25 protein-coding genes and 5 pseudogenes are annotated in these 26,768 nt (G+C 66.8%); 15 read left to right on the top strand and 15 right to left on the bottom strand.

From position 1 onward, the window contains the following. Positions 1–3 precede the first annotated feature (3 nt). From JCM7685_RS11915 to JCM7685_RS11865, 12 genes and pseudogenes are all read left to right on the top strand, one after another. Entirely contained in the window at positions 4–1,365 is a 1,362-nt protein-coding gene (locus JCM7685_RS11915) for an MmgE/PrpD family protein (protein WP_074970288.1), read from the top strand. A gap of 35 nt (positions 1,366–1,400) precedes the next feature. Then, entirely contained in the window at positions 1,401–2,756 is a 1,356-nt protein-coding gene (locus tag JCM7685_RS11910) for an MmgE/PrpD family protein (protein ID WP_074970290.1), read from the top strand. 19 nt (positions 2,757–2,775) lie between these two features. Beyond that, positions 2,776–4,140: an MmgE/PrpD family protein gene (locus JCM7685_RS11905; protein WP_074970292.1), complete on the top strand. Its 1,365-nt coding sequence runs from the start codon at positions 2,776–2,778 to the stop codon at positions 4,138–4,140. A 3-nt stretch (positions 4,141–4,143) separates the two neighbouring features. Then, positions 4,144–4,740: a glutathione S-transferase family protein gene (locus JCM7685_RS11900; protein WP_074970294.1), complete on the top strand. Its 597-nt coding sequence runs from the start codon at positions 4,144–4,146 to the stop codon at positions 4,738–4,740. 90 nt (positions 4,741–4,830) lie between these two features. Continuing rightward, entirely contained in the window at positions 4,831–5,919 is a 1,089-nt protein-coding gene (locus JCM7685_RS11895; protein ID WP_074970296.1) for a 4-oxalomesaconate tautomerase, read from the top strand. A gap of 12 nt (positions 5,920–5,931) precedes the next feature. Further along, complete coding sequence (locus JCM7685_RS11890; RefSeq protein WP_074970298.1) at positions 5,932–6,981, top strand: AbrB family transcriptional regulator; 1,050 nt, start codon at positions 5,932–5,934, stop codon at positions 6,979–6,981. Between the two features lie 52 nt (positions 6,982–7,033). Then, the gene (locus tag JCM7685_RS19600) at positions 7,034–7,315 is read left to right on the top strand and encodes an MFS transporter (protein ID WP_139218130.1); all 282 of its coding nucleotides are present in this window, start codon (positions 7,034–7,036) and stop codon (positions 7,313–7,315) included. Further along, positions 7,231–7,605 carry an MFS transporter gene (locus JCM7685_RS11885; RefSeq protein ID WP_331716681.1) on the top strand — a complete coding sequence of 125 codons (375 nt, stop codon included), beginning with the start codon at positions 7,231–7,233 and terminating at the stop codon, positions 7,603–7,605. Before JCM7685_RS19600 ends, JCM7685_RS11885 begins: the two co-directional genes overlap by 85 nt. A gap of 244 nt (positions 7,606–7,849) precedes the next feature. After that, complete coding sequence (locus JCM7685_RS11880) at positions 7,850–8,080, top strand: hypothetical protein (protein ID WP_197701053.1); 231 nt, start codon at positions 7,850–7,852, stop codon at positions 8,078–8,080. Between the two features lie 31 nt (positions 8,081–8,111). Then, positions 8,112–8,430 (top strand): annotated as a pseudogene (locus JCM7685_RS20315) (IS5/IS1182 family transposase); the annotation flags it as partial. 64 nt (positions 8,431–8,494) lie between these two features. Beyond that, positions 8,495–8,851, top strand: a pseudogene (locus JCM7685_RS11870) (transposase); the annotation flags it as partial. Beyond that, positions 8,848–9,120: pseudogene (locus JCM7685_RS11865) on the top strand (IS66 family transposase); the annotation flags it as partial. The pseudogenes JCM7685_RS11870 and JCM7685_RS11865, both read left to right, overlap by 4 nt. Here JCM7685_RS11865 and JCM7685_RS11860 read toward each other — a convergent pair. The 7 genes and pseudogenes from JCM7685_RS11860 to JCM7685_RS11830 form a co-directional block, all read right to left on the bottom strand. Then, positions 9,117–10,481, bottom strand: coding sequence for an ATP-binding cassette domain-containing protein (locus tag JCM7685_RS11860; protein WP_074971274.1), 1,365 nt, complete (start codon positions 10,479–10,481; stop codon positions 9,117–9,119). The pseudogene JCM7685_RS11865 and the gene JCM7685_RS11860 overlap by 4 nt on opposite strands. Then, on the bottom strand, positions 10,478–11,182 hold the full coding sequence (locus JCM7685_RS11855; RefSeq protein WP_170849005.1) for an energy-coupling factor transporter transmembrane component T family protein: 705 nt from the start codon (positions 11,180–11,182) through the stop codon (positions 10,478–10,480). The genes JCM7685_RS11860 and JCM7685_RS11855 overlap by 4 nt, the downstream gene beginning before the upstream one ends. A 45-nt stretch (positions 11,183–11,227) precedes the next feature. Beyond that, a complete protein-coding gene (locus tag JCM7685_RS11850; RefSeq protein ID WP_074971278.1) occupies positions 11,228–11,806 on the bottom strand; it encodes an ECF transporter S component in 579 nt (192 codons plus the stop codon). A gap of 25 nt (positions 11,807–11,831) precedes the next feature. Then, on the bottom strand, positions 11,832–12,245 hold the full coding sequence (locus tag JCM7685_RS11845) for a PPC domain-containing DNA-binding protein (RefSeq protein WP_074971280.1): 414 nt from the start codon (positions 12,243–12,245) through the stop codon (positions 11,832–11,834). A gap of 302 nt (positions 12,246–12,547) precedes the next feature. After that, positions 12,548–13,600, bottom strand: a complete 1,053-nt coding sequence (locus JCM7685_RS11840; protein WP_100526123.1) for an IS110 family RNA-guided transposase — start codon at positions 13,598–13,600, stop codon at positions 12,548–12,550. Positions 13,601–13,713: 113 nt separating this feature from the next. Beyond that, a pseudogene (locus JCM7685_RS11835) lies at positions 13,714–14,525 on the bottom strand (IS5 family transposase); the annotation flags it as partial. A gap of 19 nt (positions 14,526–14,544) precedes the next feature. Further along, positions 14,545–15,302, bottom strand: a protein-coding gene (locus JCM7685_RS11830) for an IS5 family transposase (RefSeq protein WP_100526122.1) whose coding sequence is annotated in 2 segments (ribosomal slippage) — positions 14,545–14,984 and positions 14,984–15,302 — 759 coding nt in all. Because the reading frame shifts where the segments join, the coding sequence is not laid out codon by codon here. Between the two features lie 148 nt (positions 15,303–15,450). Here JCM7685_RS11830 and JCM7685_RS11825 point away from each other — a divergent pair. After that, positions 15,451–16,210 (top strand): annotated as a pseudogene (locus JCM7685_RS11825) (IS5 family transposase). A gap of 170 nt (positions 16,211–16,380) precedes the next feature. Here JCM7685_RS11825 and JCM7685_RS11815 read toward each other — a convergent pair. The 5 genes from JCM7685_RS11815 to JCM7685_RS11795 are packed head-to-tail and all read right to left on the bottom strand — an operon-like array spanning position 16,381 to position 21,188. After that, entirely contained in the window at positions 16,381–17,409 is a 1,029-nt protein-coding gene (locus JCM7685_RS11815; RefSeq protein ID WP_074970939.1) for an NAD-dependent epimerase/dehydratase family protein, read from the bottom strand. Then, a complete protein-coding gene (locus JCM7685_RS11810) occupies positions 17,409–18,575 on the bottom strand; it encodes a nucleotide sugar dehydrogenase (RefSeq protein ID WP_074970937.1) in 1,167 nt (388 codons plus the stop codon). The genes JCM7685_RS11815 and JCM7685_RS11810 overlap by 1 nt, the downstream gene beginning before the upstream one ends. After that, complete coding sequence (locus JCM7685_RS11805; protein ID WP_074970935.1) at positions 18,572–19,351, bottom strand: glycosyltransferase family 2 protein; 780 nt, start codon at positions 19,349–19,351, stop codon at positions 18,572–18,574. The genes JCM7685_RS11810 and JCM7685_RS11805 overlap by 4 nt, the downstream gene beginning before the upstream one ends. After that, positions 19,348–20,913, bottom strand: coding sequence for an ArnT family glycosyltransferase (locus JCM7685_RS11800; RefSeq protein WP_074970933.1), 1,566 nt, complete (start codon positions 20,911–20,913; stop codon positions 19,348–19,350). The genes JCM7685_RS11805 and JCM7685_RS11800 overlap by 4 nt, the downstream gene beginning before the upstream one ends. After that, positions 20,910–21,188 carry a lipid-A-disaccharide synthase N-terminal domain-containing protein gene (locus JCM7685_RS11795; protein WP_100526121.1) on the bottom strand — a complete coding sequence of 93 codons (279 nt, stop codon included), beginning with the start codon at positions 21,186–21,188 and terminating at the stop codon, positions 20,910–20,912. The genes JCM7685_RS11800 and JCM7685_RS11795 overlap by 4 nt, the downstream gene beginning before the upstream one ends. A 107-nt stretch (positions 21,189–21,295) precedes the next feature. On the opposite strand from JCM7685_RS11795, the gene JCM7685_RS11790 reads away from it, so the two are divergent. Then, entirely contained in the window at positions 21,296–21,955 is a 660-nt protein-coding gene (locus JCM7685_RS11790) for a response regulator (protein WP_074970928.1), read from the top strand. Beyond that, positions 21,955–23,286, top strand: a complete 1,332-nt coding sequence (locus JCM7685_RS11785) for a sensor histidine kinase (protein ID WP_074970926.1) — start codon at positions 21,955–21,957, stop codon at positions 23,284–23,286. Before JCM7685_RS11790 ends, JCM7685_RS11785 begins: the two co-directional genes overlap by 1 nt. Here the strand turns inward: JCM7685_RS11785 and JCM7685_RS11780 are convergent. The 3 genes from JCM7685_RS11780 to JCM7685_RS11770 form a co-directional block, all read right to left on the bottom strand. Next, entirely contained in the window at positions 23,252–23,797 is a 546-nt protein-coding gene (locus JCM7685_RS11780; RefSeq protein ID WP_074970923.1) for an ABC transporter permease, read from the bottom strand. The two genes, JCM7685_RS11785 and JCM7685_RS11780, sit on opposite strands and share 35 nt — an antisense overlap. A 151-nt stretch (positions 23,798–23,948) precedes the next feature. Then, positions 23,949–24,899, bottom strand: a complete 951-nt coding sequence (locus JCM7685_RS11775) for a 2Fe-2S iron-sulfur cluster-binding protein (protein WP_074970921.1) — start codon at positions 24,897–24,899, stop codon at positions 23,949–23,951. Further along, complete coding sequence (locus JCM7685_RS11770; RefSeq protein ID WP_074970920.1) at positions 24,896–26,752, bottom strand: NAD(P)H-dependent oxidoreductase subunit E; 1,857 nt, start codon at positions 26,750–26,752, stop codon at positions 24,896–24,898. The genes JCM7685_RS11775 and JCM7685_RS11770 overlap by 4 nt, the downstream gene beginning before the upstream one ends. Positions 26,753–26,768: the final 16 nt, after the last annotated feature.

Here is a 26,768-nt window from a genome sequence, read left to right as displayed (position 1 = left end):
CCCGTGACCTCCCTGACGCCCCGACTTGCGGCCCGCGCCGCAGGGCTGACCTTTGCCGATCTGAGCCAACCCGCCCGCGACTGGGCGATCCGCGCCCTTGCCGATACCCTCGCCTGCGGCATCGCCGGTGCCGGCGAAGAGGTGGTCCGCCTGGCGGGTTCGGTCCTGACCGCCGGTCCCGGCGCCTCGGCGCTGCTGGGGCGTCCGGGCCGGCTGCACGAGCTGGACGCCGCGCAAATCAATGGCATCTCGGCCCATGCGCTGGATTTCGACGACTGCAACCTGGAAATGGACGGCCATCCTTCGGTTTCCATCGTGCCCGCGCTGCTGGCGCTGGCGGACCGGCTGGACAGCACCGGCGCCGACCTGCTGACCGCCTATGTCGCGGGGGTCGAGGCCGAAATCCGCATCGCCCGCATCGCGAACCCCGCCCATGCCGAGCGGGGATGGCATCCGACCGTGACCTTCGGCGTCATCGGCGCGGCCGTGGCCTGCGGCCGCCTGCTGGGGCTTTCGCCGCAGCGCATGGCGGTCGCGATGGGCATCGCCGCATCCTGCGCGGCGGGGCTGCGCGCCAATTCCGGCACCATGACCAAGCCGCTGCACGCGGGCCAGGCCAACCGCAACGGCTTGCAGGCGGCGCTGCTGGCCCATGCCGGCTTTACCGCCAATCCCGCGGTGCTGGAGCATAAATTCGGCTTCATGGCCGCCTTCAACGGCGCGGTGCCTCAGGATGTCGATGCGGCGCTGGATGGCTGGGGGCAGGATTTCGCGCTGCTCTCGCCGGGCATCGCCATCAAGCAATACCCTTGCTGCGCTTTCATCCATTGCGCCATCGACGCGGCGGCCCAATTGCAGTCGCAGGTCGCGCCCGCGCAGATCGAAACCATCGAGGTGGTGCTGCATCGCAAGCGCCTGAAGAACATCGACCGCCCCGACCCCAGGGACGGGCTGGATGCGAAATTCTCGACCCAATACCTGACCGCGCGGGCGCTGATGGCCGGGGGCGTCGGCTTTGCCGATTTCGAGGCCGGGCGCGTCTTCGACCCCGCCACCCGCGCGCTGGCGGCCAGGGTCCGGCTGGTCGCGCATGACGAGGCCGACCTGTCGCTGGGCCGCGTCGGTGTGGGGCTGGCGGACGGACGGGTGCTGTCGGCGCGGGCCAGCGTCGTCATGGGGCGCGGCCCGGCCAATCCGATGACGCCCGCGCAGTTCCGCGCCAAGTTCGACGATTGCGTCGCCCGCACCCTGTCGCCCGATGCCGGCGCCTCGCTGTTCGCTGCGCTGATGGACCTGCCGCGGCAAGCCTCGATCCGGCGGCTGAGCCGGCTGATGCAGCCTGCCGCGCCCCTTTACGCAGAATGATGCCGCGAGTGACGCGGCCAAGGAAAGGTGATCTGATGTCCCTGTCACGCGAACTTGCGAAGCGCGTCGTCGCGCTGGACCCGGCCCGCTTTGACCCCGAGGCGGTCAAATGGGCGCGCAACGCCATCGCCGACATGATCGGCTGCACGCTGCTCGGCGCGCCGACCGAGACGGCCGAGGCCTCGCTGATGCCCGGGATCTACGGCCCCGGCCCCTGCCTGCTTCTGGGCCGCAAGGAACGGCTGGGCATGCTGGACGCGGCCTTCGTGAATGGCACGGCCGGCCATGCGCTGGATTACGACGACACCTCGAAATCGCTGTCGGGCCATCCGACGGTCATCATCATCCCCGGCCTACTGGCCCTGGCCGAGGCGACGGGCGCATCCGGCAAGGATCTGACCGACGCCTATATCATCGGGGTCGAGGCCGCGACGCGTTTCGCGCGCGGCGTCAACTTCCAGCATTACGAAAAGGGCTGGCATCCGACGGCGACGCTGGGGATCTTCGGCGCGGCGGTCGCGGCCTCGGTCCTGCTGAAGTCGGACGAGGCGCAGATCGCCAGCGCCATCTCGATCTCGGCCTCGCTCGCCTCGGGGATCAAGGCGAATTTCGGCACCTCGACCAAGCCGCTGCACGCCGGGATCGCGGCGAGGAACGGGCTGTTCGCGGCGCTGATGGCGGCGAGGGGCGTCAACGGATCGCCCGTCGCACTGGAGCATCCGCAGGGCTTCCTCGAGGTCTTCAACGGCGCCGGCAATTACGATGCCGACCGCATGCTGGTGAACTGGGCCGAGCCGCTGGACCTGTTGGCGCCGGGCATCTCGATCAAGAAATACCCCTGCGTCTACAGCGTCCATGGCGCCATTGACGCGGCGATTCAACTGCATGATGGCCCGGTCGCAGACAGCACCGCCGTGGCCGATGTGCTGGTGCGCATGCATCCGCGCCGCCTGCTGCCGCATGTGCGCAACCCCGCGACCAGCGCGCTGAACGCCAAGTTCTCGCTGCCCTATTCGGTGTCGCGCGGGCTGGTGAACGGCGCGGTGTTGCTGGAGCACTTCGAGGACGCCGCGCTGAACGACCCGGAAGTCACCCGCGTCATGGGCCTGATCCGCATGGAGCCGCATGACGACGACGCCAACGACTATGGCGCCGAGGTGGTCGTGACGCTGCGGGACGGTACCCTTCTGCGCCAGTCGGTTGCGGCACCGCTGGGCCGTGGCCCGGAAACCCCGCTGCCGCAAGAGATGCTCGAAGCGAAGTTCGCCGATTGCGCGCGCCGCACGCTGACCGACGACGGTGCCGCCACCATCTTTGCCCTGCTCATGCGGCTCGACGCGCTGCCGCGTGCGACCGACCTGACCGACGCCATCGAAGCCGCCACGCGCTGAGTCCCAAGGAGCTTACGACATGAGTTTTGCACGCGAACTGTCCCGCCGGGCGCTGTCGATCAGGCTGAAGACCGCGCCGGCCGAGGCCGCTCATATCGGCCGCCGCGCCCTTGCCGATACGGTCGGCGTGGCGCTGGCGGGGGCGAACGCCCCTTATCTGGACGCGCTGGAGGCGGTGCTGGACACTGACAACGCGCCCGGCCAGGCCACGCTGTGGGGGCGGGGTGGCCGCCGAGCCTCGGTCTTGCATGCCGCGCTGGTCAACGGCACGGCCGCCCATGCGCTGGATTTCGACGACTGCTCGACCACGATGGGGGGCCACCCTTCGGCACCGGTGGTGCCGGTGGTGCTGGCGCTGGCCGAACTGACCGGCGCCAAGGCGGGCAAGGTGATCGAGGCCTGGATGACCGGGGTCGAGGTCGAGACGCGGCTGGCCCGCGGGCTGCTGCCGCATCACTACGAAAAGGGCTGGCACCCGACCGCGACCTTGGGCGTGTTCGGTGCCGCCGCCGCCGCCGGGCGCATGTTCGATTTCGACGAAGAGCGGATGACCACCGCACTGGCGGTCACTGTGTCCATGGCCTCGGGGCTGAAGTCGAATTTCGGCACACCGGTCAAGCCGCTGCATGTGGGCCAGGCGGCGCATAACGCGATCATGGCGGCGCTGGTCACCCAGCGCGGCATGACCGCGAACCCGGAGGCGTTCGAACACAATTACGGTTTCTTCAACCTGTTCAACGGCGCGGGCACCTTTGACGCCGACTCGATCCTGGACGGCTGGGACGGCCCGATGGAGGTGCTGGACCCCGGCATCGCCATCAAGCAGCATCCCTGCTGCGGCTCGGCCCATTCCGCCATAGACGCGGCGCTGCGCATCGTCGCGCGCGAAGGGTTGCTGGCGGCGGATGCCATCGAGCGCATCGAGACCAGCACCCATGAACGCCGCCTGGCGCATACCAGCCGGCCCGAGCCGCGTTCGGGCCTGGACGCCAAGTTCAGCGTTCAGTTCCTGACAGCCAAGGCGCTGACGACCGGGCGCATCCGTTTGGCCGATTTCGACGACGCAAGCTTCCTGACCCCGGACTTGGCCGGGCTGCTGACGCGCGTCGCCTCGACCGGGCATCAAGAGGCCGATGCCTATCTGGGCCGGGTCCGCGTGGTGATGAAGGATGGCCGGGTGTTCGAGGACGCCGCCTCGACCAATTTCGGGCGCGGCCCGAAAAATCCGATGTCGGACGCCGAGTTGCGCGACAAGTTCACGGATTGTGCGACGCCCATACTGGGCGAGGCAGAGGCGGGCGCGGCCTATGATGCGATCCTGTCGCTGGCAGACAACGACCGGCTGGACGCGGTTCTGGCCATGATCTCGGGCAAGGGAGTCTAGGCGATGCTGAAGGTTTACGGACGTCCCAACTCCTCGAACGCGGCCAAGGTATTCTGGCTGCTGGAGCAGATCGGACAGGATTATGACCTGGTTCCGGCCGGACGGGGCTTCGGCCCCACCGACACGCCCGAGTTCCTGGCGCTGAACCCGTTTGGCAAGGTGCCGGTGGTACAGGACGGAGACGTCACCGTCTGGGAATCCAACGCGGTGCTGCGCTATCTGGCCAAGCGGTTCGACGCCACCGCGCTTTGGCCTTCGGATGCCGCCGGTCAAAGCCGCATCGACCGCTGGATGGACTGGGCCTCGATCTCGCTGACGCCGCCGTTGACGCGGCTGCGCAAGGCGCGCGCGGCCGGGCGGGGCGACGACGCCGATCTGCCCGCGATCGTGACCGGCTTTGCGCTGCTGGACCAGCAACTGGCGCGGCATGACTTCATCGCCGGGTCGGAGTTGTCGCTGGCCGACATCACCGCCGCGCCTGCGGTCCACCGTTGGTTCCTGCTGGACGGCGAGCGGCCGGCGCTGCCGCAATTCGAGGCCTATGCCCGGCGTCTGGCGGGCTTTCCTGGCTATGTCCGCCACATCCAGGGTCTGAGCTGAGGCCGCCGCCCGCGTCGGCGGACGGCTCGTCGCAATCATCCGTCATTCAGGGGGCGCGGCAGCGCGCGACCCCCGCGGGGGAGTCATGTCATGTCGCAAAAAGCCATTCCTTTTCTGATGATGCGGGGCGGCACCTCGCGCGGGTTGTATTTCGGTCGCACCGACCTGCCGGAAAACCGGGACCGGCTGGCGCAGGTGCTCATCGCCGCCGTCGGATCGGGCCATCGATACAATATCGACGGGCTTGGCGGCGGCGTCGCGGTCACCACCAAGGTGGCGATGCTGTCGCGCTCGGCGGACCCCAAGGCCGATATCGACTATTTCTTCGCCCAGGTCTCGGTGACCGAGCAGCGCGTGGATTTCCGACCGACCTGCGGCAATATCCTGTCGGGTGTCGGCCCCGCCGCCATCGAAATGGGACTGATTCGGGCCGAGGCGCCGATGACGCGGGTGCGTATCCGCGCCGTCAATACCGGGGCGTTGGTGGATGCGGTGATCCAGACTCCGGATTGGCGCGTGACCTATGATGGCGATCTGGCCATCGACGGCGTGCCGGGCACCAGCGCACCGGTCCAGCTGAACTTCCGCGAAACGGTCGGATCCGTCACCGGCATGCTGACGCCCACCGGCCAGGTCCGCGATCTGATCGACGAGGTCGCGGTGACCTGTTTGGACGTGGCGATGCCCGTGGTCATCGCCCGCGCCGAATCCTTCGGCCTGACCGGGACCGAGAGCCTTGAGGAGCTGGACGCAAATACCGATTTCGTCGCCCGGCGCGAGGCGATCCGCATCAAGGCCGGAGCGCTGATGGGCATGGGTGACGTTTCGGCCTCGGTGACGCCGAAATTCGCCATCATGGCCCCGGGGCGAAACGGCGGCGCGGCCAGCGCGCGCTATTTCATGCCGCAGGTCTGTCATCCCAGCATGGCAGTGACCGGCGCCCAATGTCTGGCAGCCAGCCTGCTGGTGCCGGGCAGCGTGACCCACGGGCTTGCGCAGGCGGCGTCGAGCCCGGCGCTGCTGGTGCTGGAGCATCCGTCGGGCAGCATCGACATCATGGTCGAATATGCCGTCGCCCACCAGGACAGGCCGCTGGTGCTGCACTCGGCCGGGATCATGCGCACCGCGCGCCTGCTGGCGCGGGGCGAGGTGATGATCCCCGCCTCGGTCTGGCCTTGAGGGCGTAAAAGGATGGAGATTGCTGTTCTGCCGAAGCTGACCTGGCGACATCCGGCCACTCTGGCATTGGCGCTGGCGGGAGGATGGGTATTCCATATGCTGCACCTCCCGCTTGCCTGGATGCTGGGCGCGATGTGCGCGACCATGTTCGCCGCCCTGCTGGAACTGCCGGTGGTGACGCGGACCCGACCGATGCGCCCGCCCTTTGCCGCAATCCTCGGGGTGACGCTGGGGGCGACTTTCCAGCCTTCGGTCTTTGCCCAGGGCCAGAGCCTGGCAGTCCTGTTGGTCGCGATCACGGCGTCCACGGTGCTTTGCGGCCTTGCGGGCTATCAGTATCTTCGCCGTGTCGCCGGATTCGACCGGATCACCGCCTATTTCGCCGCGATGCCCGCAGGACTTCAGGAAATGGCGCTGCAAGGCGGACAGGCGGGGGGCGATGAGCGTCGCATCGCCCTGATCCATGCATGCCGGGTGTCGCTGCTGGTGATCTTCGTGCCGTTGCTCTATGGGCTGATCTATCACGTCGATTCCCAGAAAACGCCGCTGATGACCCGGACTGCCGGGGACATCGCGGGCGCGGACTGGCTGTGGCTGACCGCTCTGGCGGTCGTCGGCTGGGGGGTGGCGCGCAGGCTGGAGATGCCTAACGCGCCGATGATCGGTCCGCTGCTGTTGAGCGCCAGCGTCCATCTGCTTGGCTGGACCGAAGCCAGTCCGCCCCATATGCTGATCGTGGTAGCGCAGGTTGTCATCGGTTCGGCGCTGGGGTCGAATTTCGTCGATACCAAATGGAGCCTCCTGTGGCAGACCTTGCGCCACGGGCTTGTGCTGGTACCGATCCTGTGCGGCGTCTGCCTGTCGGCAGCGGCCGTGGCCGGCCCGTTGGTCGGCCAAAGCTTCGGCGTGGTTTTCCTGACGCTTGCCCCGGGCGGAACGACGGAGATGTCATTGATCGCTCTGGCGCTACACGCCGATGTCGCATTGGTCGTTTCCAGCCAACTGATCCGCATATTGTTGGTGAATTTCGGAGCAACAAGTCTGTTTCGCCTTCGGCGATGATGGTTCCCTCGCTCAAGGCGTGGGTCGCTCCAACCCAACCAAGGCCGGCCCAGTGTCCAATACCACCACAGCAGCATCAATCTCCGGCGGGACGGCTGCCTTTTCCGTCCTCGGCGCCGCCAGTCTGTGCCATTTCCTCAATGACATGATGCAGGCGCTGCTGCCTGCCGTCTATCCCATCCTGCAAGGCAACTTCGCGCTCTCCTTTGTCCAGGTGGGGTTTCTGACCTTTGTCTATCAGCTGACACGATCGCAGGCGGTCCCATCGGTGACAGGTTCGGCCGCAAGCCGGTCATCTGGGCCTCGATCCTCGGCGTCTTGCCCTTCACGCTGATCCTGCCGCATGTCGGACTGACGACGACGATCATTCTGAGCGGGATCATTGGCGTGACCATCGCCTCGACCTTTCCGGCCATCGTGGTCTACGGCCAGGATCTGATGCCCGGGCGGGTGGGCATGGTCTCGGGGCTGTTCTTCGGCTTCATCGGAGGGATCGGTGCGGCGATGCTCGGCGGCTTGGCTGACTGGGAGGGCATCACCTTCGTGTTCGACCTGTGCTCGGTCCTGCCGGTGATCGGCATCCTGACCGTGCTTTTGCCCGACACGCGCGAGCGTCAGGGGTAGGTTGGGCATAGGCCAAGGATGTCATCTTTTCGGAATATCATCTGGCCAAGTTCGCCGAAAAGGGAATGGCGGCGACGGCAAAAGCCGGGTCCTGCCCGACGGGCCGCGATGGTGCGTGTTGAAACAAACGCCGGCTTATTCATTAGGTCATCTTATAGCCCTTGTCGAATTGCCCCAGCTTATCGCGAGCGGCGTCATTGCCTAACCTGCCGAGATGGGAACCAATCCCGAAGGAGGCAGGCGATTGAGGCGTTCGACAAGCATCCTCAAGGTGTTGGCGGCGACGGGCACTGTTCTGGCGGGCGTCAGTGCCCTGGCGCAACAAACCGAGCCGCTGGCGATCCGCGAGCAGGGCAGCTTCTTCGCGGGCGGCTCGGTCGCCAGAACACGCGGCACCTACGACAACAACGCGCCCAGTGCCGAGGGGCAGAGCATCCACGGCGATCATCTCTATGCCTTCTATCAGATCCCGTAGGACCCAGTTCCACGCCCATCGTGATGCTGCCCGGCGCGCCGATCTGCATATCCTGGCCGACAAGGGTTATTTCAGTGGTGGCGGGATTCTCGCCTGCCACGACCAGGACATCACGGCGACGGTGCCGCGGCCGGATACGTCCGGGAGCCGGGTACATGGGCGCTATGTGAAGGCGGACTTCGCCTATGATCCCGAGAAAGTACATCTATCGCTGCCCTGCCGGCGAGGTGTTGAGCTATCGGTCCACGGTCGAGCAGCAGGGCTTGCAGATGCGCCGCTACTGGACCACGGCCTGCGCTGACTGCCCGTTGCGCAACCGCTGCACGACGAACATCGTGCGCCGGATCAGTCTGGACCTGTCGCGGTTTGGTGCCGCTCCTTTGATAGCATAATGTGCAGCAAGGGAGACGAACTATGGGCACGGGAAGAACGGATGAATTTCGCAAGGATGCAGTGCGAATTGCGCTGACCAGCGGGCTGACACGCCGGCAGGTTGCGGATGATTTGGGCGTTGGGCTTTCGACGCTGAACAAGTGGGTGACAGCGCACCGCGACACGGATGTGGTCTCGCCCGAGGATCGCGAGCTTGCGCGGGAGAACGAACAGCTTCGGCGCGAGAACCGCATCCTCAAGGAGGAGAGGGACATTCTAAAAAAGCCACCAGTTCTTCGCCAGCCAAAAGCCATGAGGTTCAGGTTCGTCGAAGAGCAACTTGGGGCCTTTCCCATCGAGCGACTGTGTCGGATCATGAATGTCAGCCCGCGTGGGTTGACGCCGTGGTGATGGCCAGCGATCTTTTGCATGCGGATGACACATCGATCCGGGTTCTGGATCGTTCGCTTCGCGACAAGGGTCTGAGCAAGGGCGTGAAGAAGGGCCGGATCTGGGCCTATGTGCGGGATCAGCGCCCCTAAGCGGGGGTCGCCCCGCAGGGCGTGACCTGCCGGCTTGCTCCGGATTGGAAGGAAGAGCATGCTGTCGCCTCCGAGTTCGAGCGACGGCCTGTGGGACGCGAAGGCATCCAGGAAGCTTGCGGCTACTCACTCTCCATGACGCTGTGAAGCCCAACCAAACCACCTGATACCGCGAGCCGATGGCTGGCGTTGCGCTTTACGAAATCCTCGTCGTGGCAAACGAACAGCACCGTTCCACCGGCTTGCGTGAACGCGGTCATTGCCTGTTCCAGCTGGCGCTGATGCCGCAGATCAAGGCCGCGCTGGGTTTCATCGAGGATCAGCAGTTGCGGGCGCGGGGCGACAGCGGCGGCTACGGCAGTCAGCCTGCGCGCACCATTGTGCAGGTCCAGCGGATGGGCGTGGGCCAGCGCCTCCAGCCCCAGCGCGGCCAGCGCCCGCCGCGCCAGCCCGGGCGGATCGGGCAGGCGATGAAGACGGGGACCCATCATTGCCTCGTCCTGCAAGGTGGCGGCAAGGAACTGCCGGTCTGCGTTCTGGAACACCATTCCCAGAACCGCCGCCAGGTCCTTCGGTTTCGCGCGGCCGACCTCCACGCCCGCGACCGTGATCCGGCCGCGCGAGGGCCGTTCCAATCCGGCGATCAACCGCATCAGGGTCGTCTTGCCGGCACCGTTCGGTCCGGTCACTGCGATGGCGGCCCCTTGCGGCAGATCCAGCTCCACCCGCCGGAACAGCGGTCTCGCCGGGTCGTGGGCGAAGTCCAGATCGCGGATCGTGACCAGCTGCCCCCGTGGCTCCGGGCGGGCGGCGAGGGGCGAGGGCTGCGGTATATCCTGGAACCGTTGCAGCCTGCCGTCGCGCAGCTGCATCACTTGGAAGCCCTGCCGACGCCAGGCATCCGCGCTGACGTCCAGTGCCAGTATCGACATATCGGGCGCCAGCCTGGACAGCCGTTCGGTCAGCCCGTCGCGCGCCTCATGGTCCAGATCGGTCAGCGGTTCGTCCAGGATCAGCAGGGCCGGTCGCATCGCCAGCGCCCCGGCGATGGCAAGGCGCTGCGTTTCGCCGCCCGACAGCCGCCTGGGATCGCGCAGGGCAAGGGCCGTCAACCCCATCGCCTGCATCGCCGCCTCGACCCGATCCCGGATCAGGGCGCGCGGCAAGCCCAGGTTTTCCGGCCCGAAGGCGATCTCGGCCCGGACCGTGGCCGCCCGGCCCGACAGTTGCAGGTCCGGCCTTTGTCCGACCAGTTGGGCGATCGCCACGCGGTCGGTCCCGGCCACGGCAGACAGCGGCCGCCCCCGCCACAGCACGGCCTCGCTGCCCGCAAGGCCGGCGACACAACGGGCCAGCGTGGATTTGCCAGCGCCATTGCCGGCGATCACCGCGACCCGGCCTCCGGGCGGAAGGTCGAGATCCAGGCCGTCGAGAACGGCGGGGCCGCCCGGCCAGGAAAAGCGCAGGCCCCGCAAGGACAGGCTCATGCGCGCATTCCCAGGATCAGGATACAGGCGGCCAGCAGGGTCGAGGCCAGCCGCAGCGGGTATTGACCGGGTGTGTCGGGCGGGGGCGCAAGCAGCGTGCGGTGGGGCTGGCTGCGAAAGCCCCGCGCCTCCAGCATCTGCGCGCGCGGGGCGGCCTCGACCAGCTGCAGTCGGATCAGCGCGATGGCGATGTGCGACAGCGCGCGCAGGCGCTGCCATGGTGATCCGCTCAGCGGCAGACCGCGCAATTGCAGCGCGTCGCGCAGCGCCGCCCCCTCAAGGGCCAGTCCCTGGGCCAGGCTCAGCGGCGCCGTCAGCAGATAGGCGATGCCGGAAGGCAGGCCCTTGTCCTCGAGCGCGTCGGCCAGTCCGCCGGGGGTGGTTGAACCCACGATCATCAGTCCCGCCGCCAGCAACGCGGCAAGCCGCAGCAGGGTCATGCCCGCATGGGCAAGGCCGGCCGGATAGATCGCGAGGGGGCCAAGAGCGGTCGCCGGACCCCGCGCAATCAGCACGCCATGCACCAGGGAAAGCGCCAAAGCGACCGGCAGAAGCAGCAGCACCATGCGGCGCAGCACGAAGCCGCCCAGCCCCGAGGCCGCCGCCACGGCAAGGCAGGCGCCCGTCGCGAAGGCCAGCGCGACCGGGCCTCCGACAGGCAGCAGCGCCAGGACCGGCAGGCAGAGCGTCAGCCGGGTCACGGGATGCAGCCACCTGGACAGGCCGGGAAGGGCGGCCACGCAGCGTCAGGTGCGGCTGTAGCGCAGGAAGGGCCAGTCCCCGGTCATGCGCAAGGGCAGGCCGCGCAGGATCGCCCATGCCAGAAGCGCGGTGACCACCTTGTCTGCCAGGTTTGCGGTAACCACCGTGACGAGGGTCGCGCCGAACAGGTCGCGCCCGGTCTGCAGCATCCATGCGGTGATGAAATCCGCGCCGCTGCCGGTGACGCCGCCGAACAGCCAGACCCGGATCGGCACGGCGACCAGCGACAGGACCACGGCGATGACGACGCCCGAGATCGCCGCCTGGACCGGCCCGCGAAACAGGCCCGCCCGCGCCAGCAGTCCGGCGGCCAGGCCGATGACGCCCGCGACCGGGGCGAAGGCGGCCGCTGTCGGCGACAGGATCAGGCCCCAGATCAGGTTGGTGACGACGCCGGTGACCAGTCCCGCGAGCGGCCCGGCCATGACGGCGACCACGATCGTTCCCAGCGCATCGAGAAAGATCGGCAGCTTGACCGCCTGGGCGATCTGGCCAAGGGCCATGTTCACCGCGATGCCGATCGCCATCAGGACCAGCATGCGGGTGGAAAAAATTGAACTCATCGGGTTGTTCCTTGATTGCTGCCGGTCATTCGTCCTGCGTCACGACAAGCTCGTCATAGCCGGACAGGGGGCAGGGCAGGCGGTTGAAGGCAAGCCCGGGCAGGGCAAGCACGACGATCTCGGCGGTGGTGTAGACGGCCGATCCCTCGGGCATCAGGTGTCCTCCGAAGCAGCGGCCCGCGCCGTCCGAGATGGTCAGGTGCAGGTGCTCTCCCGCCGCGTCGATGGTGCCGACGAGGGAGGTGATCTCGAAATGGCCGGAATAATCCGTCGCCTCGGGGCGGTTGGCGTGGCGGATGCGGACATCGGTCAGGCTGCCGACGCAGGTGACCACCGCCATTGCCCCTGTTCCCGATGCCTCGAACGCCGCCCGCAGACCGGCGGTCAGGTTCTCACCCGGCTTCAGGCGGAAGGCATGGAAAATGCCGGATGAATTCATGGCCACCTGTCCCGCGCATGGATGCTGGTGATCCTGTTCATTCCAGAACCGGCCGCCACTTTCAATGAGCTTTGCAGGACGCGGATCCGCAACCGCACGATGGCCGCTTCCCGGATGAAGATCTGCGTATCTCGATCCTCATGCAGCGGAGGGCTCCGGAGCCATTTTGAAGCTCTCGGAGGGCCGATCAGCCGTCAGGTTCTGCTAACAAAAAGATTCGCCGAGCGGCGGTCTAGGGGAGAGGATCTTGGTATCCAAGTTGATAATCCTCTCCACGGCTCTGCCCTCAGAACAGGAAATCTTTACGTTCGTGGTAAGGTGTCATCCTTCCACATCCGGTGCAGGATCACGGCGATGCGGTGGGCCAGCCCAACCATCGCGCGCTTGGCACCACGACGGCGCGCAAGTTTTGCCGCCCAGGTTCGCAGCCAGCTCGCCCGTCCACCAATCGTCGGGAAAACAGTCCCCCGGACTGTTTTCTGACCCTCCTCATACATCATGACGGTTGCCGCCTGGCACAGCGCGCGTCGAAGGTTGACGTCGCCTGCCTTGGTGATCCCGCCCGAGATGTCGCGCTCGCCCGACTGGTTGCGAGACGGCGTCAGGCCGACCCATGGTCCGACCTTCTTCGAGGATGTGAAGCGGGCGGGATCATCGACAGCGGATCGATAGGTCAACGCCACGACGGCGCCGATCCCGGGCATCGACATCAGCCGACGACAGACCGGATCTTCCTGGGAGAGTTGACGGACATTGCGTTCAAGACCCGCCAGCTCTCGCCGCAGCGCCGAGCGCGCGCGAAGCATGGGTTCGGTTGCCGCTTCCAGCATCGGGTTGCCCGCCGCCAGTTCGCGGATACGCTGTTCGAACCTGCCGCGGGATATGGTGCCAACCTTGAGCCCGAAGTTCCGCAGCAGCCCGCGCAGTGACATTTCCAGCGTGATAAACCCTTGTTGCACAGCCTTACGAGGGCTGAGCACCGCTCTAACCTCCTGTGCAGACACCGATTTGCAATGAACGGGTCGGAACCAACCAAGATGAAGCAGACGTGCAATACCCTCTGCATCCCGCCGGTCCGTCTTGATCGGCATGGCCTTCAGGGCGCCTTTTACCTGTCTGGTTTCCATGAGAACGACAGGTCGTCCCGCATCTGACAACCCGCGATGCAGCCACTGCGACAAGGGGCCAGCCTCAAGCCCGACGGCGGCAATTGCGCCGTCCTGGTCGCAGATCCAGCACGACAGCGCCTTGGGCTCGCTGGCCACCTGCGCCTCCTTCACGATCTTCCCATGCTCGCTGATCACGCAGATCGCGGTCTTCTCCAGCGACACATCCAGCCCGACAAACAGCTTCATCCCGCAGTCCTCCATGTGGATCCGATACGGGAATGGCGCCAGCTTGCCCTCAATCTTGCAACGGTAACGGGCGGGTCGCGACGCAGGCCCCGTTACGGCATCTCGTTCACGTGTCACAGCCAGACCATGACGGTAGCGGCGAGAGCGACGGCAGACAGGAAGACCTTCGGGCATCTGTCGCCGCGTGTGGCGGCACGCCGCCAGTCCTTGAGCCTGCCGGAAGATGATCTCGATGCGGTTTCGGCGTTTGCAGCGTCGCTTGTCGTGCTTGCCGCGCGACTTGCGGCCGGGGATGCAGGGCCGTATCCCCTTGTCTTTCAACGCATCCCTGAACCGGTCGGCATCATGGCCCCGCTCGGCCAGCAGTCAGTCCGCCTTCGGCAGGCTGCCCGGCAACGCGGCTGCGCCGGTGTCGTCGCCAACTTGGTCTGCGGTCATGAGTTCGCGGGATAAGGCCATGACCCGGGGGATCATGTCCCCCGAGAACGCGGATCGGGCGGCCTTCGGCATCGGTCACGGCATGCAACCTGGTGTTCATGCCGCCCGTCCTCGGGAAAGCAGTTCCCCGGACTGCTTTCTGGCCCTGGGACTGCGACCGATCAGACGGCCCCTTTGATCGCCGGATCCCCCTTTTTCGACCGCAGGCTGGTCGCCGTGCGGTGCGCCTTCAGATAGGTTGTATCGATCATCACCGTCTCCGGAACGGCCGCCTCGGACGCCGGACCGTCCATCATCCGAGCGAAGATGCCCCGTTCACGGCAATACTCGAACCGATGGCGTGCTGCCGCTCACCTCCATCGCTTCTAGCGGTTGCAGATTGTCTTCGGCGGGCCGTATTCCCTCGGGCATCGCGCCACCGCAAGCCATTGCGATTGATGAAGATCATCCCGTTCGGAACGCGCCGGTTATCAACGCTTGGTTTGCCTCTACCCTACAGTCAGGACTCACAACCAATAGATGACGGTGGCTGCCAAGGCGCAGGCTGAGAGAAACAGGATCGGGCAGCGATCATAGCGGGTTGCAATCCGACGCCAGTCCTTCAGTCTGGCGAACATGTTCTCGATCCTGTGGCGTTGACGGTAGAGGTCGGCGTCGTGTGGGATCGGCACCTTCCGGGCTTTCCGGGATGGGATACAGGGTGAAATCCCCATGTCGATCAGCGCATTGCGAAACCAGTCGGCATCGTCGCCCCGGTCGGCAAGCAATGCCCCGGCTGGAGGGATGGAGGACAGGAGCGCCCCCGCCCCGATGTAATCCGAGGTCTGCCCCGCCGACAGGAACATCCGGATCGGACGGCCCTTCGCATCGGCCAGGACATGCAGCTTCGAGTTCAGTCCGCCTTTCGTGCGCCCGATCAGCCGTCCGCGTCCCCCTTTTGGAGCCCCAGGCTCGATGCCGTCCGGTGCGTTTTCAGATGTGTCGCGTCGATCATCACCGTGTCGGTTTCCTGCGCCTGCCCGGCCAGTTCGGTCATGATGGTGGCAAACACCCCCATCCGGCTCCAGCGCTTCCAACGGTTGTAGAGCGTCTTCGCGGGACCATAGGCGGCAGGCGTGTGCTTCCACATCAACCCATTGCGTTGAATGAAGATTATGCCGCTCGGCACGCGCCGGTCGTCAACGCGCGGCCTGCCTCGTGATTTCGGAAAGAACGGCCGTAACCGCTCCATCTGCGCATCGGTCAGCCAGAAAAGTTCGTCCATCATCCCTCTTCATGTCGGGAGGGTAGAATCATGACGTTAGACTGCGCTCAACTGAATTTATGGGTCCTGACCGTAGGTTCTTTGGACTCTTGGGATTTCTTTTTGTCTGAAGGGGTGATTCAAGTTTCCCGTTGCATGGAGGTTTGCGATGGGAGTGTTGGATCGGCTTGTGCTGTCGGACGGGCAATGGGACCGGCTTTCGGCGCATATCATCGGGGATGAGCGGACGCGCGGCATCAGCGGGCGCGACAATCGCATGTTCGTCGAGGCGGTTCTGTGGATCGTGAGGACGGGTTCGCCGTGGCGCGACCTGCCCGACGTGTTCGGGTCGTGGAACAGCATGTTCCGCCGTTTCAGCCGGTGGAGCTGCAAGGGATCTGGTGGCGGATATTCGCGGCGATGTCGGATGACGCAGACTTTGAATACCTGATCGTGGACAGCACCATCATCCGCGCCCATCAACACGCCTCCGGTGCAAAAAAGGGGCTGAAGATCAGGCCCTTGGCCGATCCCGTGGCGGCCTGAGCACCAAGCTCCACATGGCCGTCCGGGGCCTTGGCTGCCCGATCCGCTTCACCCTGACCGCCGGGCAGCGAGGAGATGCGCCGCAGGCCGAAGCCCTGATCGCAGACCTGCCCGCCGAGGTTATCATGGCCGACACCGCCTATGACAGCGACCGCCTGCGCGAGACGGTTGCACAGAAAGGGGCTGTCGCCGTTATTCCAAACAACCCGTCGCGCGCCCGCAAGTATCCGCTCGACCGGCATCTCTACGCACAACGGCAGTTGATCGAATGTTGCTTCTCAAGGCTCAAGCAATTCCGAAGGGTCGCCACACGATACGAGAAAACCGCCAGAAATTACCTTGCTGTCGTCACCATCGCAGCAATCGTCCTATGGATCAGGTAAATGTCCAAAGAACCTAGGGAAAAAAGGGCTCAAGCCGCGTCATCTGCGCTTCAGTCAGCCAGAAGACGTCGCTCATTCATCGGTCTCCTTGCGGTGCCTGAATCATGCTGCAGGCGCGAGATCAATGGGTCCTGACCCTAGGTGTTTGATCCCCTTATGAGACAAGTCCATCACGGGAGCGCCGCGGTCGCGCACGCCGTTCGAGCAGCATTCGGATCGTAATACCGCAAATACCAGTCAACGAAATCCTGGACGCCCTTACGGATTTCCGTGTTGGGCGACAGGCCGGTCAGCCGGCGCAGCGTCGAGTTGTCGGCCCATGTCGCGGGCACGTCTCCCGGCTGCATGGGCAGAAGCCTGCGGATCGCGGGCCGGCCGGTGGCCCGTTCGACCGCAGCGATCAGCTCGCCCAGCATCACCGGGTGGGAATTGCCGATATTGACGACCCTCCACGGCGCCACCGGGGAAACATCTTCGTCGCCCTCTGGCGGCGGCGTGTCGATCAGGCCGCGGATCGCCGCGACCAGGTCGTCGACATGGGTGAAATCGCGCTGCATGTCGCCGCGATTGTAGACGTCGATCGGTTCGCCGCTGAGGATCGCTCGGGTGAACTTGAACAGCGCCATGTCGGGCCGGCCCCACGGGCCGTAGACGGTGAAGAAGCGGAACATGGTCACCGGCAGCCGGTAAAGATGGGCATAGGCGTGGGCCATCGCCTCGGTGGCCTTCTTGGTCGCCGCGTAGAAAGACATCGGATGGTCGGTCCGGTCGGTCTCACGCCATGGCATGCGGTCGTTCGGACCATAGACCGACGACGTCGAGGCCAGCAGCATGTGCCGGGGCGGCACCGCCCGCGCGGCTTCGAGCAGCTCAAAGGTCCCGGCGATATTGCCGGAGAGATAGGCTCTCGGCTGGTCGATCGAATGGCGCACCCCGGCCTGGGCGGCCAGGTGAACGACGATCTCGGGCTGGTGGTCGCGGAACATGCGCTCCAGCAGGCCAGGGGTCTCGATACTGGCGTTGACCACCGAGAAGCCCGGATCGGCCTGCAGCATCGCCTGGCGCCGCAGCTTCAGATCTGGATCGTAATAGTCCGACAGATTGTCTATGCCGGCGACCTCGATTCCGTCCGCCAGCAGGCGGCGGCAAAGGTGAAAGCCGATGAATCCGGAGCAGCCGGTGACGAGGGCGCGGCGCATCAGTCGGCTCCGAACAGGTCGCGGGTAAAGACCTTGTCCTGCACGTCGTCCAGCTCGGGACTCCAGCGGTTCGCCAGGATCAGATCGCATTCCGCCTTGAAGCTTTGCAGGTCGGGCTGCACCTTGGAGCCGAAAAAGCGATCCTCGTGCAGCTCGGGTTCGTGGACGATGATCTCGATGCCCTTGGCCTTGATGCGCTTCATGATCCCCTGCACGGCGCTTTGGCGGAAATTGTCCGAACCCGCCTTGGTCGTCAGCCGGTAGATGCCTACGGTGCCGGGCGCGGCGGCGACGATGTGTTCGGCCAGGAAATCCTTGCGTGTGCGGTTCGCGTCCACGATGGCGGCGATCAGGCTTTGCGGCACCTGTCCGTAATTGGCCAGCAACTGCTTGCTGTCTTTGGGCAGGCAATAGCCGCCATAGCCGAAGGACGGGTTGTTGTAATGCTTGCCGATCCGGGGGTCGAGACAGGCGCCGCGGATGATCTGGCGGCTGTCGAGGCCGCGGACCAGGGCATAGCTGTCCAACTCGTTGAAGAAGGCGACGCGCATGGCAAGATAGGTGTTGGAAAAGAGCTTGATCGCTTCGGCTTCGCTTGGGCCGGTCAGCAGCACCTCGACATCGTCGGACCGGGTGCCTTCGAGCAGCAGGGTGGCGATGCGGCGCCCGCGGTCCGAACGCTCGCCGACAACCATGCGGCTCGGATGCAGGCTGTCGTGCAAGGCCTTGCCCTCGCGCAGAAACTCGGGGGCGAAGACGACTTGCCGTCCGTCCGGTCGCGATGCCTGTGCCAAGGTGAACCCGACGGGCACGGTGGACCGGACCACGATGGTGGCCCGCGGGTTCACAGCGGCCACCTGCGCAATCACCGAACGGACACTGGAGGTGTCGAAGGAATGGGCCAGAGGGTCGTAATCCGTGGGCGTGGCGACGATAACGAGGTCCGCGCCGCGATAGGCCGCGTCCGCGTCCAGCGTCGCCCGCAACCGCAAGTCCTGGCGTCCCAGCCAGGCCGTCAACTCGCCGTCGGCGACCGGGCTTTTCCCGGCGTTCACCTGTGCCACCCGTTCAGGCGACACGTCGACGCCGGTTACATCGTGGTTCTGCGCCAGCAGCACGGCGTTCGCCAGTCCCACATAGCCAAGCCCAGCGACCGCGATCCTCATGGCTGTGCCTCATCTTCGCGGCAGGCGACGGCAGAAAGGCGGTGCTGCGGTTCCGGCGCGGCCAGTCCCCGGCGACCCGAGCGGCGGATCAGCCATGCCGCCCCCATCAGGTCGGGAATGCCCACCAGCCCTCGCGCGAGGTTCGAGTATTTCGAGCGGCCGCTCTGGCGCGGACGATGGGTGACGTCGACGGTCTCGACCCGCCAGCCCTCGCGCAGCATCATGGCCGGCATGAAACGATGGATGTGATCGAAGAAGGGCAGGTCCAGGTAGGCATCGCGCCGGAACGCCTTGAGCCCGCAGCCGGAATCTCTTACCCCGTCGTGCAGCAGCGCGTCCCGCAGGCCGTTCGCGCAGCGCGAGGCCAGCCGTTTCGCCAGGCTGTCCCGCCGCACCGCCCGTTGGCCCTGCACCAGGCCAAGGCCGGGCGCGTCGCTCGCGAAGGGTGCCAAGAGCAGCGGAATCTGGTCGGGAGGGTTTTGCCCGTCGCCGTCCAGCGTCACGATCAGCGGTGCCCGCGCCAGCCGCACGCCGCTGCGTATCGCCGCGGATTGTCCGCGCGAACGGTGATGGCGGTGCAGGCGCAGGCCCGGCATTCGCGCTGCCAGCGCCTGCAAGATGCGGTCGGTGCCGTCGTCCGACCCATCATCGACCACGATGGTCTCGTAGTGGCGGTCGATCATCGCGGCGGCGATCTCGCGGATCAGCGGCTCGATGGCGGCGGCCTCGTCGCGGACGGGTATGACCACCGAGACGGAGAGCGGCTTGTCGTTCATCCGGGGTTCCTTTCTGTCAGGGGAGCGTCCGCCACGGACCAGATCCCGTAATCCTGATTGCGGAACAGGATCGTCTCGTGCGGCTGCCAGGGCGGGGTGGATTGGTCGATCCGGCCGACGATCAGCCCTTGCGGATGCAGGGCGGCCCAGGACCGCAGCGCGGCCGGGTCGGGCAGTTCGGCGACCGGCTTCGTCAGCCGGGCGGCAAAGTTGAATTCGGCATGGTAAGGGGCGCCCGCGAAGGCCAGCCCGTCGGCCCGATGCGTGGCCATCCGCGCGGCAATGGCCGCGGCGTCATAGACCTGCGCCGTCCGGGTCGTGCCGATCAACAGGTTCGTGGCCAGCAGCAATCCCAGCGACAGGATCATTGCCCCGGCTGCGCCCCGCCAGCGTGTCGCCGCCCAACACAGCGCCACGGCCAGCAAGGCCCAAGCCAAAAAGGCGCTGGCGGGATCGAACAGCATGCGCAGCCGCAGCGGCAACGGGGCGAACCCGGCCCCCACCGCTGCCAGCGCGGCCAGGCCGATTGCGATGATCGCCGGTTGCAGGCCGAAGCCGGGCACATTCCGCCCCAGCCGGGCCGCCACCAGCGCCAGGGCGGGCAGTTCCGGCACCAGGTAATGCAATTGCTTGCCGCTGGTCAGGCTGAACAGCGCCAGCGCCGCGCCTGTCCAGATCAGGCAGAGCCTCAGCCCGCGATCCTGCCGCCACGAGAACTGCCGGCCTTCGTGCCATAGCGCCGGGCTCCAGAGCAGCGGAAAGCCCAAGACCGGCAGCAGGGCCAGATACCACCACCAGGGCCGGGCATGGGCGAAGGATTCGGCCAGCCGCCCGGCGCTTTGATGCCACAGGACGGCCTCGCGCCAGGCCGGACCGCCGGCGATGGCCGCCGGGACCAGCCACAGCGCGACCAGCCCCAGCGCCACCATGACCGCGAAACCGAGGCACCCCGGAAGCTGGCGCCAGCGGATCTCGTTCCGGCTCCACAAGGGAAAAAGCAGCGCGGCGGGCAGCAGATGGAACAGGATCACCGGTCCCTTGGTCAGCACGCCAAGCGCGATGGCGGCACCGAAGCGGGTCCAGGACGTCCGGTCCTCGGGCCGCGCCGCATCCAGCGCGATCAGGCCCAGAAGGACGCAGACCGCCAGCGGCGCGTCGAACATCGTCAGGCTGCCCGAAAGCGCGAAGACCGCGAGTCCCGCGAGTGCCAGGGCGGCACGGCCGCCCGCTTCCGGATCCTCGGGCCAGAGCCGCCGCGCCAGTCGCGCCGTCAGCCAGATTGCCAGACAGGCGCAGGCCGGCCCGACCAGCCGAGCGGCGAGGGTGCTGACGCCGGTCACCAGCCAGACGAGGTTGATCGCCCAGAACAACAGCGGCGGCTTGTCGCTGTAGAACGCGAAGTTCTTGCTGGGCACCAGCCAGTTGCCGGTCGTGTGCATCTCCCAGGCGACGGCGAGATATCGGGTCTCGTCGATGGGTGCCAGCGGTCGCAACAGCAGTCCCAACGTGGCCGTCAGCAGCAGGCAGCCGACGGCCAGGGCTACGGGGTGCCGCCGGATCATGCCGGTTTCTCAAGGCGCGGAGCACGGCCGATCAGCATCAGGTTGCGGATATAGATCACCAGGCCGCTGGCCTGCCCGATGGCGAAAACGGGATCGCGCCGCCAGATCGCATAGGCCAGCAGGGTCGCGCCGCCGGCCAGGCTGAACCACCAGAACGCCAACGGCACGATGCTGCGGCGCGCGCGCTCGCTGGCGATCCATTGCACCAGAAAGCGCGAGGTGAAAAGGAGCTGGCCAAGGAAACCGATCCCAAGCCAGATGGTGTTTGCCGTCATCATGCGTCATCCTTGTGCCGCCCGGCCGATCCATTGGCGCAGCAGCTTTCGGGACGCTTCTGGGGTGCGTACATTACGGTTCGCTTACGAAGAGAATGGGGACGCCGATGAGGCTGCTTGTCGTCGAGGACGAGCCGGATCTGGCCGAGGCCGTCGGCGCGTATCTGCGCGCCGCGGGCCATGCCGTCGATCTGGCAGAGGGCGCCGAGGATGCGGCGGCGGCGCTGGCGGCGACGGATTATGATCTGCTGCTGCTGGACCTGGGGCTGCCCGACGGCGACGGCCTGTCGCTGTTGCGCGGCCTGCGTGGCCGAGGCGCGCGGGTGCCGGTGCTGATCGTCACCGCCCGCGACCGGATCACCGAACGGATCGCCGGGCTGGAGGCCGGCGCGGACGACTATCTGGTCAAGCCCTATGATCTGGACGAGATGCACGCCCGCATCCTGGCGATCCACCGCCGCGCTGCCGGAACCGCCGAGATCGAGCGGCGCTTCGGCCGCTTGCTGATCCTGCCCGAGCGGCGGCAGGTGCTGCTGGACGGCGGCCCGGTGCATCTGACGCTGCGCGAATGGGCCCTGATCGAGCGGCTGAGCCGCCGCCCCGACGTGACCACCAGCCGCGCGCAGATGGAGGACGCGCTTTATGGATTCGGCGACGAGGTGGAAAGCAACGCCATCGAGGCGCATGTCAGCCGGCTGCGCGCCAAGCTGGGGCGGGACGCCATCGTGACCGAGCGCGGCTTCGGCTATCGCATGGGTCGGATCTGATGGGACGCGCCAGCCTTTCGCGGCGCGTCGCCCTGTTCACCACGCTGGGCCTGGCGGCGGTCTGGGCGGGGGCGGTGCTGCTGATGGCAGCGGTGCTCTGGTCGGAGCAGGACGAGCTTTTCGACCAGCAACTTGTGGAAACCGCCCATGTGCTGCTGCCGCTGGTCTCGCGCATGCAGGCCCAGGCCGTGGTGGTCGAGGTGCCGCAGCCCGATGTGCCCATGGATGAGGCGCTGCTTTATCGCCTGGTCGCACGCGACGGACGCGTGCTGCGGCAATCGGCCCAGGCCGGGCGCGCGGTCTTGCCGGATCCGGCGGGCCTTGCCCCCCGCCGGGTCGTCGAGGCGGCGGGCTATCGGCTCTATGCCACGCCCTTCAATGCTTCCGGCCATGCCTTGCAGATCGCCGCGCCGCTGGCCGAGCGGCGCGAGGCGTTTCGCGAAGGCATGACCGGCTTCCTGCTGCCGATGGCGGCGCTTCTGCCGCTGACCTGGCTGATCGTCGGCTGGGTGTCACGGCGGTCGCTGGCGCCGCTGCGCGAACTCGGGGCCGAGATTTCAGCCCGCGACAGCAGCCGCCTCGACATGATCGACGCCGGCGATTGGCCCCAGGACCTGATGCAGATCGCCGGCGTGGTCAACGGCTTCATGGCCCGCCTCTCGCAGGCGCTGCAGGCCGAGCGGGCCTTTGCCACCAATGCCGCCCATGAGCTGCGCACCCCGGTCGCCATCGCCCTGGCCCAGACCCAGCAACTGCGCGAAAGCGCGACCGCGCCCGCGCAGATCGCGCGTCTCGACGCGCTGGAGCGCGCCTTGCAGCGCATGCGACGGCTTGTGGCGCGCCTGCTGCAACTGGCCCGCGCGGATGCCGGAATCGGCGATTCCGCCGTGGCCCATGACCTGGCGGCGCTGACCCGGCTGGTGATCGCAGAGCGCGCCTTGCCGGACGCTGCCCGACTGGACGTCGATCTGCCCTCGGCACCGGTCATGGCGCGAATGGACCCGGATGCCTTTGCCATCGTGTTGTCGAACCTGATCGACAATGCCTTGCAGCACGCTCCGCCCGGCAGCCCCGTGCAGCTCCGCCTGCGGCAAGGCGCCGTGCTTGAGATCGCAAACCCGGGCAGGGCGGTCGCCTCGGCCGATCTGGCCGGGCTCACGCAACGCTTCGCGCGCCATGGTGGCGACGGGTTCGGCCTGGGCCTGCATATCTGTCAGCAGATCGTTTCGGCGGCCGGAGGCCGGCTGGAGATCGTCTCGCCGGCGCCAAGCCGCACGGATGGCTTTGTCGCACGCGTCACGTTGCCGCCGCCCCCGGATCGCGAGGCTTGACGGCAGGACGGGCCCGGGTCAGGCGCGTCCCCGGCCCATTCGGGACAATATCCGGAGGCATGCCGATCAGGACGATCAGCAGGGCGGCAATCGCGGCTTCCTCGTAGGTGCCTTGGGCGGCCTCGCCATAAAGATGGGCCGCCAGGGTCTCGAAATTCAGAGGCCGCAGCAGCAATGTTGCCGGCAGTTCCTTCATGCAGTCCACAAAGACAAGCAGGCCGGCCGAGGCGATCGCGGTTTTGGAAAGCGGCAGATGGATGCCCAGGAACGCGCCCGTGGGCGTTCGGCCCAGCATCCGCGCCGCATGGTCCAGCGAGGGCGGGATGCAGGCGAACCGGGCCTCGATCCCGCCGGTGGAAATTGCCATGAACCGCGCGGAATAGGCCAGCACCAGCGCGGCACCGGACCCCGGCAGCAGAAGGCCGGGTGCAGCGCCGGTCAGCCGCTCGACGCCGCTGGCCCAGAAACGGTCGAACATGCCGACCGGGTAAAGCAGGCCTATGGCCCGCACGGGACACGCGGGCGAGGGAGCTTTCACTCGCGTCGGTTACATATGTCCCGGGTCGGATCGCATCCGGCGCAGGTCTGACCGGCGAATGCCTTTGCCTTCGCCGGGCGTCGCTATCTGCATTTGCCCGGATGGGACAGGCGTAGTGCGGAACTCAGCGGTCGCCGTGCTTCTTGCGGCTCTGGACATGCGCAAAGCCGAACCTGCCCTTGATGCACAGATTGCCGTGGCCGATGTCGTGGTCGTGGGGCGCCGTCACCTTGACGATCTTGTTGTCCTGAACGTGCAGGTTCAGGTTGCAGCCGACGCCGCAATAGGTGCAGATCGTGGTGGTCTCGGTCTGCTTCGCCTCGTCCCAGGTGCCCTCGGCGCGCATGTCGTATTCGGACTTGAACGACAGAGCTCCGGTCGGGCAGACCTCGACGCAGTTGCCGCAGAAGACGCAGGCGGAATCCGGCAGTTCGACGGCATATTCGGTCGAGATCTGCGAATCGAACCCGCGCCCCGCGATCTGGATCGCGAAGGTGTTCTGCCATTGCGTCCCGCAGGCATCCACGCATTTGTAGCACAGGATGCACTTGTCGTACTCGCGCACGTAGAGGTCGTTGTCGACCTTGTCCGGCTGGGCCATCGTGGCGGCGGTGCTGCCGTCCCCGACGTGATGCTCGCCCGGTTCATGGATATCGCGCTCATGGCTCTTGCCGGCCCTCGGGCCGTAACGATCCGGATCGGCGCCGTATCGATCCATCCATTCGGGGATGCGCGGCGTGGTGGACAGGTCGACCGAGGAGCCGAGCAGTTCCAGCACCAGGCGGCGGCTGTGCCGCACCCGTTCGCTGTCGGTCTTGACCACCATGCCGGGCTGGACCTTGCGCGAGCAGGAGGGCACGAGGACGCGCGAGCCTTCAAGCTCGACCATGCAGACCCGGCAGGCATTCTTGGGCGTAAGCGTGTCGCCATAGCAGAGCGTCGGCGTGATCTTCCCCGCCGCGTCGCAGGCCGTCAGGATGGTGCTTCCCTCGGGGACGCTGACCTCCTGGCCGTCGACGGTGATCGTGATCTGCTGGACGGGCGCCTCGGCGGCACCGCTGAAATGCCGGTTCATCTGCTTTCCTCCAGTATGCCAAGGCGGTCGATGGCCGACTCGACGGCGTTCCAGGCGGCCTGGCCAAGACCGCAGATCGAGGAATCCTTCATCACCAAGCCGATATCGCGCAGCAGGTCGACATCCTGTCCCTTGGCCGCGGCATCCTGGCGGTTGCGGATGATGCGCAGCAACGCCTCTTCCTGGCGCACCGTGCCCACCCGGCAGGGGACGCATTGGCCGCAGGATTCGTCCCGGAAGAAGCGCGCGATGCGCAGCAGGATGCCGGGCAGATCGACGCTGTCGTCAAGGGCCAGCACCACGCCCGAGCCGAGGGTGGTGCCGTTGGCGCGGGCGCCTTCGAAGGTCAGCGGGATGTCGAGTTCGTCGGGGCGCACGAACCCGCCCGCCGCGCCGCCCAGCAGCACCGCCTGCAGCTTTCGGCCCGGCGTGACGCCGCCGGCCAGGTCGAGGATCTGGCCCAGGGTGGCGCCGAACGGCACCTCATAGACGCCGGGGCGCACGAGATTGCCCGAAACGCAGAACAGCTTGGGCCCGGTCGAGCCCTCGGTCCCGATCCCGGTGTATGCCTTGGCGCCGATCCGCATGATCAAAGGCACATTGCACAGGGTCTCGACGTTGTTGACGACGGTCGGCTTGCCGAAGAGCCCGGCCTCGAACGGGAAGGGCGGCTTGCTGCGCGGCTCGCCGCGATAGCCCTCGATCGAGTTGAAGATCGCGGTCTCCTCGCCGCAGATATAGGCGCCGGCACCGCGCCGGATCTCCAGATCGTAGCTCCAGCCCGTGCCCAGGATATCGACGCCGAGAAAGCCGCGTTCGCGGGCGCGTTCGATGGCGTTGGACAGAAGCCGATAGGCGCGGGGATATTCGCCGCGCAGGTAGATATAGCCCCGCGCGGCGCCGATGGCGAAGCCGGCGATGGTCATCGACTCGATCAGCAAGAACGGATCGCCTTCGAGGATCGCCCGGTCCTTGAAGGTGCCGGGCTCGCTCTCGTCGGCGTTGCAGACGAGATAGCGGGGCGTCGCCGGCTGATTGGCCGTGCTTTCCCATTTGATGCCCGCCGGGAAGGCCGCGCCGCCGCGGCCCATCAGCCGGGATTCCTTGACTTCGGCGATGACCTGCGCAGGCCCCATCTCGACCGCCCGCCGCAGACCGGCGTAACCATCGGCCGCAAGATAGTCGTCCAGGCTTTCCGGATCGACCTGACCGACGCGCCGCAGCAGCATCAACCCTGCCTCACCGGCCTGCGGCACGGCCATGGCCGGGGGTGCCTCGGCCGCTAGGGCCGCGGGTCCGGCGCTCAGCGCCAGGGCGATCTCGTCGGCGCCGGCGGGTCCGATCAGGTGTTCATGGGGCGGATCGCCGGCCTCTACCGCCAGAGCGGCCGGCGCACGCTCGCAGACGCCAAGGCAGGGGCTGTGCTTCCAGCCGTTCGCGGCACCGGCCGGACCCAGCCGCTCTTCGAGGCTGGCGCAGACCTCCTTCGATCCGCGCGCCATGCAGGCGACGTCGGTGCAGACGTGGACGATGCGCTGCGGCCGGGGGCTGGTCGAGAACAGCGCATAGAAGGTCGCGACGCTGTAGACATCGGCCGCCGACATGCTGAGCCGCCTGCCGATATAGTTCAGCGCGCCGTGACTGATCCAGCCGGTGCGGTCGTTCACCGCATGCAGCACCTCCATGACGAGGTGCCGCCGGCTTCGCGCCGCGCGGCCGCCATGCGCGCGACGAAGGTCCAGCTCGTCGCGCTGGCCGCCATGCCAGCCGCCCTCGCCCGGGCCGCCAAGCCGCCGGTCGACGGCATCGCGTTCCTCCGCTGACGGCTCGGCGTCGGAGAACTTCAGGTCCACGGTTCGTCCTTCCTGG

Source organism: Paracoccus aminovorans (assembly GCF_900005615.1).
Classification (GTDB): domain Bacteria; phylum Pseudomonadota; class Alphaproteobacteria; order Rhodobacterales; family Rhodobacteraceae; genus Paracoccus; species Paracoccus aminovorans.
Note: the sequence above shows the minus strand (reverse complement) of the source record. Positions and strands in the feature narration are given on the sequence as shown.

Excerpts from the sequence above, each read along its gene's own strand:
- JCM7685_RS11910 (WP_074970290.1), top strand. The coding sequence starts at position 1,401 with ATGTCCCTGTCACGCGAACTTGCGAAGCGCGTCGTCGCGCTGGACCCG.
- JCM7685_RS11905 (WP_074970292.1), top strand. The coding sequence starts at position 2,776 with ATGAGTTTTGCACGCGAACTGTCCCGCCGGGCGCTGTCGATCAGGCTG.
- JCM7685_RS11900 (WP_074970294.1), top strand. The coding sequence starts at position 4,144 with ATGCTGAAGGTTTACGGACGTCCCAACTCCTCGAACGCGGCCAAGGTA.
- JCM7685_RS11895 (WP_074970296.1), top strand. The coding sequence starts at position 4,831 with ATGTCGCAAAAAGCCATTCCTTTTCTGATGATGCGGGGCGGCACCTCG.
- JCM7685_RS11890 (WP_074970298.1), top strand. The coding sequence starts at position 5,932 with ATGGAGATTGCTGTTCTGCCGAAGCTGACCTGGCGACATCCGGCCACT.
- JCM7685_RS11860 (WP_074971274.1), bottom strand. The coding sequence starts at position 10,481 with ATGAGCCTGTCCTTGCGGGGCCTGCGCTTTTCCTGGCCGGGCGGCCCC.
- JCM7685_RS11850 (WP_074971278.1), bottom strand. The coding sequence starts at position 11,806 with ATGAGTTCAATTTTTTCCACCCGCATGCTGGTCCTGATGGCGATCGGC.
- JCM7685_RS11845 (WP_074971280.1), bottom strand. The coding sequence starts at position 12,245 with ATGAATTCATCCGGCATTTTCCATGCCTTCCGCCTGAAGCCGGGTGAG.
- JCM7685_RS11840 (WP_100526123.1), bottom strand. The coding sequence starts at position 13,600 with ATGAAGCTGTTTGTCGGGCTGGATGTGTCGCTGGAGAAGACCGCGATC.
- JCM7685_RS11815 (WP_074970939.1), bottom strand. The coding sequence starts at position 17,409 with ATGCGCCGCGCCCTCGTCACCGGCTGCTCCGGATTCATCGGCTTTCAC.
- JCM7685_RS11810 (WP_074970937.1), bottom strand. The coding sequence starts at position 18,575 with ATGAGGATCGCGGTCGCTGGGCTTGGCTATGTGGGACTGGCGAACGCC.
- JCM7685_RS11805 (WP_074970935.1), bottom strand. The coding sequence starts at position 19,351 with ATGAACGACAAGCCGCTCTCCGTCTCGGTGGTCATACCCGTCCGCGAC.
- JCM7685_RS11800 (WP_074970933.1), bottom strand. The coding sequence starts at position 20,913 with ATGATCCGGCGGCACCCCGTAGCCCTGGCCGTCGGCTGCCTGCTGCTG.
- JCM7685_RS11795 (WP_100526121.1), bottom strand. The coding sequence starts at position 21,188 with ATGACGGCAAACACCATCTGGCTTGGGATCGGTTTCCTTGGCCAGCTC.
- JCM7685_RS11790 (WP_074970928.1), top strand. The coding sequence starts at position 21,296 with ATGAGGCTGCTTGTCGTCGAGGACGAGCCGGATCTGGCCGAGGCCGTC.
- JCM7685_RS11785 (WP_074970926.1), top strand. The coding sequence starts at position 21,955 with ATGGGACGCGCCAGCCTTTCGCGGCGCGTCGCCCTGTTCACCACGCTG.
- JCM7685_RS11775 (WP_074970921.1), bottom strand. The coding sequence starts at position 24,899 with ATGAACCGGCATTTCAGCGGTGCCGCCGAGGCGCCCGTCCAGCAGATC.